Genomic DNA, 13,752 nt, shown 5'->3' with positions numbered 1-13,752 from the left:
TTCGAATAACTCAATACCTGTGAATGTCCACACAGATTACTTGATAAATTGTTAAAGAGCGTTGACCGTTTCAGTAGGTCAGGGCTGCGTATTCTACGCATTCCCCTTATGGCGTCAAGTGTTTTTTCAAACTTCTTTTTGCCTGTTATCAACATCACTAAGTGACTGTTAATAACGCTAACTGGTTTTCGCTTTCGCTGTATGCCGTGTCAGTGGATGCGCATTATAGGCAGCTTAAAATTTAGTGCAAGCGCTTTTGTGCAAGATATGTTTCGAGCGTTGAACTTTTATGCAGATCGTTCTTTTTTTAACTTTTTTGATTAAAGAACCACCTTTGGCTAATTAGTAAATTACTTGTTTTTGATATTTAAGTCGCTTTTGAGCTCAATTTTTCAACAGTGGTCTGGTTTATCTGGTAATTTTTAATTAGTATGTAATAGTATTTAACAGTTATTTATCATTTTTATATTCATTAGAGATTATTTTATGCAGAAATCATTCGTGATTGTTTTGATTGCGGCGCTTCTTGGCGCTTTTGTTTTTTCTCAGTTTGGCAGCACATCATCTTCGGTAGCGTTTATTGCTGGTGTAGTCGTTGCAACGTTAATTTTCACCTTTATGCCATCTAGTGGTTCAAGCTCTTCTGACGAACCTTATGTTGGTCCTACAATGACACTATATGTTGGCAACTTGCCTTATCGTGTTCATGAGGGAGAAGTAAAGGCATTGTTTGGTGAGTACGGGCCTGTTAACTCAGTTCGTTTAGTACGAGACCGTAAAACTGGACGTCGCAAGGGATTTGGATTTGTTGAGATGTCTGAGGCGGGAGCTCAAAAAGCAATGTCGAAATTAAACGACTATAGCTTTCAAGAGCGCACGTTAAAGGTAAGAGAAGCTAAATCACAAGAATCTGATTCAGAAAATAGCTAATCGTTATTGAACTAGGTTCTTAGCACTATCGTTAATTAATAGTGTTGTTAGTCGGTTATGGTTACCAGCGAAAAATCACTAAAACCATAATCGACTAATGCTGCTTTCAGCCCTTGGCCAATATCTTTGGTATAACACGCTTGTAATTGTTTATTACTATTACTTTCTTTACTCAGTAAAAACCTTACCCGCTTTGCTACCGCCTCCCCTGAATCTAATAGTGTTACCCCTTCACCAAGATAATGACTTATTTCTGTCGCTATCATAGGGAAATGGGTACAGCCCAATACTAGGACATCAATATTTGATGCCGCTATTGGTGCTAAGATTTCGTTTAGCTTGTCCATATCTATTTGCTGTTGAGCAACATACTGCTCAGCAAGTAATACTAAATCTGAAGTCCCAAATAATTCAACTTTACAGTTTCCTGCAAACTGATTGATTAATGCTTGAGTGTAATCTCGTTTCACTGTTCCAGGCGTAGCCAATAAGCCAATGTGCTTTTTCTTCGATAACATTGCCGCAGGTTTAATAGCAGGAACAACTCCCACGATAGGAATGGTTAATTGCTGGCGTAATAGAGGCAATACCAAAGTGCTGGCGGTATTACAGGCAACCACCACAATACTGGCATTCAAACGTCGCGCATGATGAGTAATAAGTGCAACACATCCAGTTATTAACTCTTGCTCTGATAAATTGCCATAGGGTAAACGTGCATTATCAAATAAGTAACAATAATCATGCAGTGGTAGCTGTTTTCTAATTTCGTTCATTACCGACAATCCGCCGATACCAGAATCAAACACTAAAATAGGTCCAGACAATATGGGCTCCAAATATGTATATGCTCAGCATTAATCGTCGGGTCACTTTATACTTAGGTGCGTAATACTAGACATCAGCGTCATTTAGTATAATATTTGCGCCCTTTTTTACGTAATTAGGTGGACGATATGAATTTAGCTGCAATGGATCCTAAAAACTACGATGCACAATTACAACAAAAGCGCATCAAGCTAGAAAAGGCCTTTGCCGATTTCAATCCACCAGCACTTGAAGTCTTTGCTTCTGAGCCTATGCATTATCGTATGCGTGCTGAATTTAGGATGTGGCATCAAGGTGATGACTTATATTACTACATGTTTGATAAAGCACTGAATGCAAAAGTGCGTTGCGATCAATATTTACCTGCGGGTTTAATCATTAATCAAATGATGGCTGCATTAATTGCAGAATTAACACCTAACCCTGCATTACGTTATCGGTTGTTTCAAGTTGATTTCTTGTCGACGTTAAGTGGCGAAATTTTAGTGTCTTTGTTGTACCACCGCCAGCTTGATGAAGAATGGCGTGAACAAGCGACTCAATTAAAAGCTAAGCTATCTGCTCAATTCAATGTCAACATTATAGGCCGTGCGCGTAAGCAAAAAATCGATTTAGACAAAGATTTTGTTGTTGAGACCTTAACGGTTAATGAACAGGTATTGCATTACAAACAAATTGAAAACAGCTTTACTCAGCCGAATGCAAAAGTCTCTGTAAAAATGTTGGAATGGGCTATTGATGCGACTAAAGACAGCCAGGGTGATTTACTAGAATTGTACTGTGGTAATGGTAATTTTACGATTGCACTGGCACGAAATTTCAATCGTGTATTGGCAACAGAGCTGGCCAAGCCTTCAGTTGATGCAGCGCAATACAACATCGATATTAATCACGTTGATAATGTTCAAATTATTCGCATGTCTGCTGAAGACTTTAGTGATGCTATGGCGAAAAAGCGCCAATTTAGACGTTTAGAAGGCATCGACTTAGACAGCTACGATTGTAATACTATCTTTGTTGACCCTCCTCGTGCAGGCATTGACCCTGAAACATTAAAGCTTATCCAAGGTTATGAGCGGATTTTGTATATTTCATGTAATCCAGAAACACTGAATGACAATTTGTTAACCTTAGGCCAAACGCATAAAATAACGCGCTTTGCGCTATTTGACCAATTTCCATATACCGACCATATGGAATCGGGCGTATTACTGGTTCGCAAGTAACCTGATTAATTTTAGTTACACATAATACTAGGGCGCGAATATTCGCGCCCTTTTTGTATCTATCACGTCATGCTTATACTTAGGCGCGATTGTCTATTTTGTGCTGTAGCGCTTCAGCTCCCGTTGCGACCATACGCAACTGCAGTACGAGCTGATCGGCCAATGATTTACGCTCACTACGTTTAGAGTCCAAAGCTGATGCTCCCGCATTAAACACTAAAATAACCAACGCTTCAGCTTGAGCACGCGCTAATACAGGTGTTCGGTTTGCCTGTGCTTCGGTGTAATGGGCAAGTTCAGAAATAAAATGTTCAATTTCACGCTCAACTGCAGCTCTAAATGCTGCTGAGGTACCGGAGCGTTCGTGTAATAGTATTCGAAATACGTTCGGATTTGACTCTAATACTTCCATAAAAGTGTCGACAGAAATACGGATCACACTACCACCAGCTTCCGCACGTTGACGACCTTTACGCATCATTTGACGTAATGTTAATCCGCCTTCATCGACCATGGTCAAGCCAAGTTCGTTCATATCTTTAAAATGGCGATAGAATGATGTGGGCGCAATACCAGCTTCGCGAGCAACTTCACGTAAGCTTAGGCTGGAAAAACTTCGTTCAGCACTGAGTTGATTAAATGCAGCATCCACTAATGCACGACGTGTTTTTTCCTTTTGTTGTGCTCTAACACCCATTTACTAATCCATTCAGTCAATATTAATTCACAGATAATACCGTTTTTAAAACAGAAACACAGCCCTGTTAAGCTTGACCATGACTAGTTCACTAAGTTAAATTAGCGTACAATTGTACGCTCAACTTATTTAAACCTATTATTGGAACCCTACTAAATGAAAAAACCTCCAATCATTTGGCTTAATACCTTGTTATTTGCCATTACTTTTATCGGCGCCGTGGTATTAATCCCTTGGCGTGGTTTTACCCATGGCTTTGATGGCATTGAATGGATTGCATTTGTTGTTTTCGCTTACGCAAGTGGTCTATCGATTACTGCGGGTTACCACAGATTATGGTCACACAAAGCTTATAAAGCCCATGCATCAGTTCGTTTTTTATACGCATTAGGTGGAGCATTGGCGCTACAGAACAGCGCATTGCATTGGTGTAGTGATCACCGCATCCATCACAAACATGTTGATAATAATGATAAAGACCCGTACTCAGCTCAAATGGGATTTTGGTACAGCCACATAGGTTGGATGCTACGTGAGTATCAAGCGAGTCGTTACAGCGACTACAACAACGTGCGCGACTTACAAAACGATCGTATCGTTATGTGGCAGCACAAGCACTACTTAGCCTTAGTGATCTTAATGAATATTGGTTTACCAGCATTTATAGGTTGGTTAAATGGCGATATTTTATCAATGGTTCTTATGGCCGGTTTACTACGCCTAGTGGTTGTACATCACTGTACTTTCTTTATTAACTCATTAGCCCATATTTGGGGTAAACAACCGTACACAGATAAAAACTCAGCCCGAGATAATGCATTTTTAGCGTTACTTACATACGGTGAGGGGTATCACAACTTCCATCATATTTTTGAAAATGATTATCGCAATGGCATCAAATGGTGGGACTACGATCCAACCAAATGGTTAATCAAGCTTATGAACTGGTTTGGTTTAGCGAGTGATTTACGTAAAGTGCCACAAGAGCGTATTGAAAGTGCACGTTTGCAGATGCAACTTTTACAAGCTCAGAATCAGGTTGCTCACTTACCTAACTGCGATGAAATTATAGAAAAGTTTCAAGCAGAGTATGAGCTGATGAAGCAACACTTAGTTGACTATTATCAAGCCAAAAAGAGTTTGTTAGAGGCGAAGCGTAAGCAACTTACAGATCACAATCTGAAGCAACAAGTGCAATTATTACGTAATCAGTTTCTTGAACAACAACGAAATTGGAAAAGCCTCACAGGTGCCTACGCCCAGTAAAGCTAATGCCTAACCATTTAAAAGGTCACGTACGCACGTGACCTTTTTTTGTTTTGAGCAGCTTCACTAGTACATCATGTGCTAATTAAATTGCTGAGTCACCTGCTGCTGTAACGCTTTGCAATTGGTCGTAGCTCCGTCAACTGAAGGTGCAATACTCACCGATACTTTAGACCAGAAACGTTTAGGAAAAGTGGTCAGTGCATGCCCACCTTTATGGCTAAAGTAAGATCCCCATAACCCTGTTAACGCTAACGGTATTACCGTCACAGGATCCCGTTGTAAAATTTTATCAATGCCAGGTCTAAACTCACCAATTTCACCGTCTGGAGTTAACTTCCCTTCCGGAAAAATACACACTAACTCATCGTTAGCTAATGCTTGGTGTATCTGTTCAAATGCATTTAGATATGTCGACTCACACTTTTTAGGTGAACAGATTGGGATAACGCCAGCGTGCCGAAACAAATACTTTAATAATGGAATTTCGCTAATAGACTTATCCATTACAAACCGAATAGGTCGAGTCGATGCGCCCATAATGACTAACGCATCAACGTAACTCACATGATTACTGACAATAATTCCTGCCCCTTGTGCCGGAATATGTTCTCTACCTCGTACATTCACCCTATACATAACATGGCTCAGCAAATAACTGATAAAGCGTTGGGTAAACTCTGGCACTTGCGAGTAAACATATAACAGCACAACCAAATTAAGCACGCCGACAAGCATAAATAATTCAGGGATACTCCACTGAAATACCCCAAGCAACACTATCGATAATACTGCAGAGCCCACCATAAAGAAGGCATTAATGATGTTATTCGCCGCAATAGCTTGAGCACATTCTTGTTTTTCTGCACGAGTTTGAATAAACGCATACAGTGGCACAATGAATATCCCGCCACTTAGGCCGACAAGAAACAAATCGATCATCACACGATAATGCTGCGCGTTAGCGATAAATGACTCGAAGCTATACACAAAACCAGGTTCAACAAGCTCAAGCGGAATAGCCGCTATCATGTCAAAACTAAACACGCTCAAGCCCAATACCCCAAATGGTAATAAGCCTAACTCAACATGCCCAAACGAAAAACGTTCACACACGTATGACCCAACCGCAATACCGACAGAAAATAACGCCAGTAACAATGAAACAACAGTAGCATCTGCATGTAAATGCAACTTGGCAAAATTTGGAAATTGAGTCAAATAGGTGGCCCCTAAGAACCAAAACCAACTAATGGCGAGAATGGCCATCCAAATAGTCTTGGTTTGTCGCGCTTTATTGATACAACGCCAAGTGCCAGAAAATAACGAAAACTTGCTAGGGTTTAAATCACCTTGGGCAGGCAATGAAGGAATCGCACGGCTAGCAAGATAACCACAAATCGCCAACACACAGACAATGATTGCAGCCCACGTTAAACCATTTTCATTAGACACCACCAAACCGGCGCTTAGGGTACCAACAAGAATCGACAAAAAAGTGCCCATTTCAACCAGAGCATTCCCTTTCACTAACTCTGCTTCGCTTAGGGCTTGAGGTAATAATGAGTATTTTACTGGACCAAAGTATGCAGACTGGCTGCCGGTTAAAAATAGCAGCAGCAACATCACCATATAACTCTGACTGATAATAGCGATAGCCGCTGTCGACATGATAATCAGCTCTAACAACTTTAACCGTCGAATCAATTTTGCCTTATTCATATTGTCAGCCACGATACCAGCATGAGCAGAAAACAAGAAAAAAGGTAAAATGAATACGCCAGCGGCCAAATTAACAAACAAGTTAACATCAATCGGTAATGCATTTAATTGGCTGTACGTCACTAACAAGAGCAACACATTTTTATAAAAGTTGTCATTAAGCGCCCCTAAGCATAAGGTCGCAAAATAGGGAAAAAATCGTTTAGTTAGCAGCATTTGAATTCCTTTTTATGCTCATTCCATCAATATAACTACTTACATGACTCGTCAACATGTCTTGTAAACAGGATTGTGTCTCAAATAGTTTTCCATCCAATGACAAACACGTTAACCCGTGTATTCCCCCCCAAAGTACGCGGCTCATCATTTCCACCTCTTGCTCACATGCAGAAGGAAAGTATTGACTTAGTTGGAACTCAACATCAGAAAATAATGACTTAATCAACCCGAGGTGAGCTGCAGGTAAAGGTTGGTCATCTGTCATTGTTAATTCAAATACCAATCGGAAACAGCGTCGATTCGCTAAAGCAAACTGACTATAAACGATTGCCATTTGCTCAATGGTTTTGGTTGGCGTGGTCGGTTTAATTAACTGTAACTGCGCAGCAAGCTGTAACAATGTTTGCTCAGATACCGCGAGTAATAAGTATTGGTAACTACCAAAAATATTAATTAACGTACTTGGCACGTAACCAATGGTTGTCGCAACTTTTCGTAAACTTAGGTTATCGACGCCATGACATTGTAAATGCTCAACCACTGCACTAATAGCCATATGGCGGATCTGCTCATGCGTATGCTCTTTTCGTCTCGCCACAATACCAACCTAAAAATGATATGCACCTTATTAAGTTGATAAATTAACAGCAAACAAAATAAAAAACAACGTTCACAATAATTATTTTTTTAATTAAAAATACACGACTAAGTTTGATAAACCGCGAATAACCAAGAAATAATCATTGAGAAACATTATAATTGATCATCAATAAGCCAGCGACAGAAAGACAACCATGCCTCATACCGATATAAAACTCACCGAATATAGCCATGGCGCAGGCTGCGGCTGTAAGATCTCTCCTAAAGTCTTAAGCACTATTCTTGCGTCACAACTCCCTGTGTTTACTGACCCTAATTTATTAGTCGGTAATCAAACCCGTGACGATGCTGCAGTTTACAAACTCAATGAACAAACCGGTATTATCAGTACTACCGACTTCTTTATGCCCATTGTGGATGATCCATTTACCTTTGGTAGAATTGCCGCAACCAATGCAATCAGCGATATCTATGCCATGGGCGGCACGCCAATTATGGCTATTGCGATATTAGGCTGGCCGGTTAACTTATTACCACCTGAAGTAGCCCAACAAGTAGTTGATGGCGGACGCCAAGCTTGTGCCGATGCCGGTATTATGTTGGCTGGCGGTCACAGTATTGATGCGCCTGAACCTATTTTTGGTTTAGCGGTTACAGGCCAAATACCGCTTGAGCGAGTAAAACAGAACAACACTGCCAAAGCGAATGACCGTCTATACCTCACCAAACCGATTGGTATTGGCATTCTGACTACAGCACAAAAGCAGAAAAAGCTGCGTGATGAAGACAGCCAAATTGCCCCTAATGCCATGTGTCAGCTCAACACGATTGGTATTGATATCGCTAAAATTGTTGGGGTTAATGCATTAACGGACGTCACAGGATTTGGACTGGCAGGTCACTTAATTGAAGTATGCCAAGGCGCACAACTTAAAGCTAATATCGTTTTATCCCAAGTCCCTTTACTCCCTAAAGTCAGTGATTACCTCGCTCAAGGCTGTATTCCAGGTGGTACTCATCGTAATTTTGACAGTTATAGCGAACATTTACCGCCACTAACGGATGACCAAAAAGCAATTATTTGCGACCCACAAACCAGTGGAGGACTATTAGTTGCCGTGAGTGCAGAGGCAGAACAGGAACTTAAAACACTATTAGAAGCCAATGGAATTGACGCTATTTGTATCGGTATGCTCAATACTTATGAGCCTCACGCTGACGGACACGATGTCCTTGTGGAATTAAGCTAATGAGCGAGGTTATTCCCAGCTCAGAATATGGCAGACTTCTATTAGAAAACCGTCCATTAATAGACGTAAGAGCGCCTATCGAATTTACTAAAGGCGCTTTTGGCCACTCGATTAATTTACCGTTAATGCAAGATGGTGAACGCGAAAAAGTGGGTACATGCTATAAAAAACGTGGCCAAGAAGCTGCTATAGCATTAGGTCATGAGCTGGTGAAAGGTAAAGTTAAACAACAACGTATAGATGCTTGGCTTGCTCAGCTCTCACAACATCCTGACAGTTATTTATATTGTTTTCGTGGCGGTTTGCGCTCAAAGCTATCACAGCAATGGATTAAAGAATCAGGCATGGACATCCCTTATATTGAAGGGGGTTACAAAGCCATACGTAGTTTTTTAATTAATACTATCGAGCAAGCGCCAAGCCAATCTAAAGTGCTGATTTTAAGTGGTATAACAGGTAGTGGTAAAACGGAAGTTATCCATCAGCGAGATGAGTCTGTCGACCTTGAAGGCCTTGCCAACCATAAAGGGTCTAGCTTTGGCAAAAATATCGATCCGCAACCCAGTCAAATTAACTTCGAAAATAATTTAGCCGTGGCATTGCTGAAGCATCAACAACAGCAACATAACCATTTGCTATTAGAAGATGAAAGTATGCTAATTGGTCGTTCAGCCCTGCCGAAGCATTTTTACAGCGCGATGCAGCAAGCTGATATTATCGTACTCGACGAACCATTAGACGCACGTTTGCCGCGTTTATTAAATGACTATGTTGAACAAAAACTGACTGATTATGTATCTGGATTAGGTGAGCAAGCGGGTTTCGATGCATTTAAAGCTTATTTGGCTCAAAGCTTATTGGGCATTCGTAAACGCTTAGGCGGTAAGCAACATCAAGAATTGCAGGACTTGGTTGATAATGCGCTAAACGTACAACAAAGCCAAAATGATACCAGTAAGCATTTAGACTGGATAAATCTGTTACTCGATATTTATTATGACCCGATGTATCTATATCAACTTGAAAAGAAACAGGACAGAGTTATCTTTCAAGGCGACAGACAAGCTATACATCAATGGTTAGATAAACATAAGTCATAAGTCATTTCACAAAATGCCCTCGTGATGAGGGCATTTTTATATGTAACTTGTCAGATACAGTATTCAAATCAACATGAATCAGGCAACAGTTGCTCAAGGCTCATTGGTACCGCACACAGCCATCACGACTTACATCACGTGTTTAATGTCGTTGCCAAGTATATGATTAATAAATTGACCTATGTTTAAAAAAACAACACATCAAAAAATCAATTAATCTTCATTGAAAATATAAACAAACTAATTAGTTAACAATATATCCCACGGGAGATTTGCACTGCCTACAACAATAAAATTTGGGTTTTCGAGTGTTTCACGCTCATTGTAGGTCATAGGCTGTAAATTAATATCAATCAGTGCACCGCCTGCTTCTTCAATAATGATCTGCGCAGCACCGGTATCCCATTCCCCAGTAGGTCCTAAGCGTACATAGCAATCAGCACGTCCTTCGGCCACTAAACAACTTTTTAATGCTGCACCACCCATCACCACTAACTCACAATGATTAGGTTTATTGAGTAACTTTAAAACTGATTGCGGATCTTGACGACGACTGACCGCTAAACGTAAATTCTCTGGTTCATCACCGGTTAATTGTTTACTGGTGATACGTATCTCGTTCTTACCATCACGCTTATAAGCACCTAGCCCGGCTATTGCGTAATAACACACCTTAGTCATCGGCACATAAACCACTCCTATAATAGGACGGTTATGTTCAACTAAGGCAATAATCACAGAAAAATCACCACTACCCGCAATAAACTCACCCGTGCCATCTAATGGATCAACTAACCAATAGCGTTTCCATTTTTCACGGACACTTAATGGAATATCTGCAGCTTCCTCACTTAAAATAGGAATATCAGGCGTTAGCTCCGCTAACTGGCGGCAAATAATATCGTGCGCGGCTAAATCGGCAGACGTGACAGGAGTATTGTCGGACTTAATTTCGCGCTTGAAGTTACCTTTAAGGTAAATATCACGAATTTTTTGCCCAGCTTCCGTTGCGATGTCTATAACTTGCTCAATTACATCTTCTGGCTTCATTATTACTCCAATTGCTGGATTCGATAAAGATGACCTCACAAGGACACCAATAAATAAGGCTATTGCCTATTCGATGTTGCTGTTTAATGACTAACTCAATACCACTAGTGAATAATCTATTTTACGCCGTTGACTTCATTTGTAAGATTATCTGTTGGTGTATTGAGATATTGCTGAGTTAAAAAAAGCGCACTAACACTACGAGATTCTGAAAAATCAACATTCTCGAGTAATAACTGCCAATCAGATAATGGCCAAGGGATCACGTCTATTGGCTCAGGCTCATCCCCTTCTAAACGGCTAGGGTACAGTTTTTCAGCGACAAAAATATGCATTTTGCTGGAAAAGTAGCCTGGCGCAAGTGATAACTCTTTTAGATGAGTCAATTGATAACTGCCAAAACCAATTTCTTCTTGGAGCTCACGATTAGCGGCTTCAACTGCTGTTTCGCCAGGGTCTATCAACCCTTTAGGAAAACCGAGTTCATAATTATCAGTGCCGGCTGCGTATTCACTAGCTAATAGTAAATTACCTTGATGAATAGGCACAATCATCACAGCACCTCTGCTACCGCCCTTCATTCTTTCATATTGACGCTCTACGCCATTAGAAAACTTAAGGTGTACCTGCTCGATTTGAAACAGTCTGCTTTTGGCAACAATTTCAGTATGCAGGATTTCCGGCTTTTTATGCCGCTGTGTCATTGAAGCCTCATGTGACGAATTAATATATACAGGGTACAATCTTACTATTCTAGGTATATTCTACAACCGGAATTTACATGTTTCCTTGGTATAAAATAGATACGGTGCTTCTCGACATGGATGGTACCTTGCTTGATCTGCATTTTGATAACCACTTTTGGTTACATCTTGTACCGCAACAATTAAGCATGCAACGCAAAATAAGCTTGGATGAAGCCAATACACTCGTCAAACAAGCTTATTATGATGTGGTAGGAACCTTAGATTGGTATTGTCTTGATTACTGGCAACGCTATTTACAACTCGATATTTTGGCGCTACACCATGCATCGGCAGACAGAATTAAACTTCGCCAAGACAGTATGCCCTTTTTACAAGCATTAGCAGGGGCAAGCAAACAACGCATTTTGTTTACCAATGCTCACCCTCAAAGCTTAGCGCTTAAGCTAACTCATACCAATTTAGGCCACGGTTTAGATAAAATGTTATCGAGCCATGAAAGCGGTTATCCCAAAGAACATCCGCAATTTTGGCAGTATGCACTGACTAAGTTCAACTTGGATCCGTCACGGTGTTTATTTATTGATGACAGCGAAGTGATATTAGCGGCATCGAAAAAGGCAGGTATAGGTTATCAACTCGGGATTAAAAATCCCGATAGCCAGAAACCTCATATTGAATTTGCCAACTTTCCCGCGATTACAGATTACCAGCCGCTATCGTTGGCACTGAACTCGGTATAAGCGATGTCGCTATAAAAACGACCCAAGTAGTGAATGATCGTTAAATAGCGGTTGATGTCTGAACATAGTTAATAAAGTAGTTGATAAGGTTATTCGATAAATTATTGCCGATATAAAAATGCCTTGATAGTGATATCAAGGCATTAGTTATTCAAGTATCAACCGATTTTACAAGCCAGGCACAACGCCTTGATAGTTGATAGGGTAATAACCTTGGCTGTCTTGTCGGCCTAAAAAGGATAACGAATCGCGTAAATCTTTAGGTTGGGCATCGGTCGGTTTAATTTTAGCACTTACTTTAACCAAGTTTGACTCGCCTAGAATAGCGGTTCCCGTTAAGCCTAATACGTTTTGGGTTTCATCAGTGGCAATTTGTAATTGACCATCAAGACAACTGAGCCCCAATGCAATGTTACCTAAAGGGTACGCACCATATTGATTTTTAACATTGGTGTTATTTAAAAATAATTTACCGTTTAATTGTTCGCACCATGGTTTACCTTGCTCTAGCACTGCAACCATTAAACTCACATCGCCATCAATTTGGGTTTTAAAAGGTAAACGGGCTCCCGCTAATAAAAAACTATCGGGTAGATCAAGTCGAATATTTTTCGCACTCAACCCAGATAACGACCAACTCACACTACCTTTACCACTTACAGCCGTAGCTCGATTACCAATATTAAAATCAATATCGGCTTTACCAAGCAGTAATCCCCAAGGACTTAACTGCCAACTAACGTGTTCTATTTGACGTTGTTCAATGGTGATTAACGCCGCCTTTCCTTGCCAAAGCGTACCTTCGGCACCTGTGATAACCACATTATTAGGTAACGGAGCGATACTGACTAACCAGTTCGCAGGTAAATAAACCAATAAAAACGCGAGGTAAATAATGACGCCAATGACTATTTTTGAAAATAAGCTCACAAAAAATCCTTACTGAGAAAGCTGAATACGTCTTACTTTTACAAAGCCAGCAACGTCTGATTCGGTTAGATCTACGCTGTCTAACGTTAAGCCCTTTTGCTCTACTAAGTCATGTAAGTAACCCAGTAACGCATCAAATGGCACGTCATCCATCCATAGCTGAATTTTATCGCCTTGCGGCTGCATACGGGTGATCTCTAATTTATATTGTCCGGCCGTTTGATTTACCACAGAACTTAAACTGCCACGGACTTTAGCTTGCGCACCCGCTTGCTTCAGACCCGCTATTTTATTGGCGGTTTGTTTAACATAATTTAACGTTTGTTGCGCTGCGCTGTTATCACGTTCGGCGGTATCTTGAGCATTCGAAATGGGTGTCCAAATGCCCCAATACATAATGCCAATTGCCAATACTGCGGCACAAAAACCAACAAGTTGTTGTTCTCTAATGGCTAAACCTTGCCACCAACTACGCATGTTTTCCATG

General features: G+C 40.6%; 14 protein-coding genes. 6 read left to right on the top strand and 8 right to left on the bottom strand.

All coding sequences use genetic code 11. The annotated features are described in order from the left end of the window. Nucleotides 1–486: 486 nt before the first annotated feature. The gene (locus SFRI_RS00650) at nt 487–930 is read left to right on the top strand and encodes an RNA recognition motif domain-containing protein (RefSeq protein ID WP_011635619.1); all 444 of its coding nucleotides are present in this window, start codon (nt 487–489) and stop codon (nt 928–930) included. A 47-nt stretch (nt 931–977) separates the two neighbouring features. On the opposite strand, the gene murI is transcribed toward SFRI_RS00650, so the two are convergent. Beyond that, the gene (murI, locus tag SFRI_RS00645) at nt 978–1,757 is read right to left on the bottom strand and encodes a glutamate racemase (RefSeq protein WP_011635618.1); all 780 of its coding nucleotides are present in this window, start codon (nt 1,755–1,757) and stop codon (nt 978–980) included. Nucleotides 1,758–1,886: 129 nt separating this feature from the next. On the opposite strand from murI, the gene trmA reads away from it, so the two are divergent. After that, on the top strand, nt 1,887–2,984 hold the full coding sequence (gene trmA, locus SFRI_RS00640; RefSeq protein WP_011635617.1) for a tRNA (uridine(54)-C5)-methyltransferase TrmA: 1,098 nt from the start codon (nt 1,887–1,889) through the stop codon (nt 2,982–2,984). A 79-nt stretch (nt 2,985–3,063) separates the two neighbouring features. Here the strand turns inward: trmA and fabR are convergent, their stop codons facing one another. Continuing rightward, nucleotides 3,064–3,681: an HTH-type transcriptional repressor FabR gene (gene fabR / locus SFRI_RS00635; RefSeq protein WP_011635616.1), complete on the bottom strand. Its 618-nt coding sequence runs from the start codon at nt 3,679–3,681 to the stop codon at nt 3,064–3,066. A 156-nt stretch (nt 3,682–3,837) separates the two neighbouring features. On the opposite strand from fabR, the gene SFRI_RS00630 reads away from it, so the two are divergent. Continuing rightward, nucleotides 3,838–4,947 (top strand): acyl-CoA desaturase, encoded by a 1,110-nt coding sequence (locus SFRI_RS00630; RefSeq protein WP_011635615.1) that lies wholly within the window; start codon nt 3,838–3,840, stop codon nt 4,945–4,947. A gap of 81 nt (nt 4,948–5,028) precedes the next feature. Here SFRI_RS00630 and SFRI_RS00625 read toward each other — a convergent pair whose 3' ends face one another. Continuing rightward, complete coding sequence (locus SFRI_RS00625; protein WP_011635614.1) at nt 5,029–6,885, bottom strand: MFS transporter; 1,857 nt, start codon at nt 6,883–6,885, stop codon at nt 5,029–5,031. Then, nucleotides 6,872–7,486 carry a TetR/AcrR family transcriptional regulator gene (locus SFRI_RS00620; RefSeq protein WP_011635613.1) on the bottom strand — a complete coding sequence of 205 codons (615 nt, stop codon included), beginning with the start codon at nt 7,484–7,486 and terminating at the stop codon, nt 6,872–6,874. Before SFRI_RS00620 ends, SFRI_RS00625 begins: the two co-directional genes overlap by 14 nt. A gap of 196 nt (nt 7,487–7,682) precedes the next feature. On the opposite strand from SFRI_RS00620, the gene selD reads away from it, so the two are divergent. Together selD and mnmH are read left to right on the top strand one after the other, a co-directional pair. Further along, nucleotides 7,683–8,738, top strand: a complete 1,056-nt coding sequence (gene selD / locus SFRI_RS00615) for a selenide, water dikinase SelD (RefSeq protein WP_011635612.1) — start codon at nt 7,683–7,685, stop codon at nt 8,736–8,738. Further along, complete coding sequence (gene mnmH, locus SFRI_RS00610; RefSeq protein WP_011635611.1) at nt 8,738–9,838, top strand: tRNA 2-selenouridine(34) synthase MnmH; 1,101 nt, start codon at nt 8,738–8,740, stop codon at nt 9,836–9,838. Before selD ends, mnmH begins: the two co-directional genes overlap by 1 nt. Nucleotides 9,839–10,078: 240 nt before the next feature. On the opposite strand, the gene cysQ is transcribed toward mnmH, so the two are convergent. Continuing rightward, complete coding sequence (gene cysQ / locus SFRI_RS00605; protein ID WP_011635610.1) at nt 10,079–10,888, bottom strand: 3'(2'),5'-bisphosphate nucleotidase CysQ; 810 nt, start codon at nt 10,886–10,888, stop codon at nt 10,079–10,081. 116 nt (nt 10,889–11,004) lie between these two features. Beyond that, the gene (gene nudE / locus SFRI_RS00600; RefSeq protein WP_011635609.1) at nt 11,005–11,592 is read right to left on the bottom strand and encodes an ADP compounds hydrolase NudE; all 588 of its coding nucleotides are present in this window, start codon (nt 11,590–11,592) and stop codon (nt 11,005–11,007) included. 77 nt (nt 11,593–11,669) lie between these two features. Between nudE and yrfG the strand changes: the two genes are divergently transcribed. Beyond that, the gene (gene yrfG / locus SFRI_RS00595) at nt 11,670–12,335 is read left to right on the top strand and encodes a GMP/IMP nucleotidase (RefSeq protein ID WP_011635608.1); all 666 of its coding nucleotides are present in this window, start codon (nt 11,670–11,672) and stop codon (nt 12,333–12,335) included. A gap of 168 nt (nt 12,336–12,503) precedes the next feature. Here the strand turns inward: yrfG and SFRI_RS00590 are convergent, their stop codons facing one another. After that, on the bottom strand, nt 12,504–13,265 hold the full coding sequence (locus SFRI_RS00590) for a type II secretion system protein N (RefSeq protein ID WP_011635607.1): 762 nt from the start codon (nt 13,263–13,265) through the stop codon (nt 12,504–12,506). Nucleotides 13,266–13,274: 9 nt separating this feature from the next. Continuing rightward, nucleotides 13,275–13,751 (bottom strand): type II secretion system protein M, encoded by a 477-nt coding sequence (locus SFRI_RS00585; RefSeq protein WP_011635606.1) that lies wholly within the window; start codon nt 13,749–13,751, stop codon nt 13,275–13,277. Nucleotide 13,752 lies beyond the last annotated feature (1 nt).

The organism is Shewanella frigidimarina NCIMB 400 (genome assembly GCF_000014705.1).
Lineage (GTDB): Bacteria > Pseudomonadota > Gammaproteobacteria > Enterobacterales > Shewanellaceae > Shewanella > Shewanella frigidimarina.
This window is presented reverse-complemented; position numbering and strand designations above follow the sequence as displayed.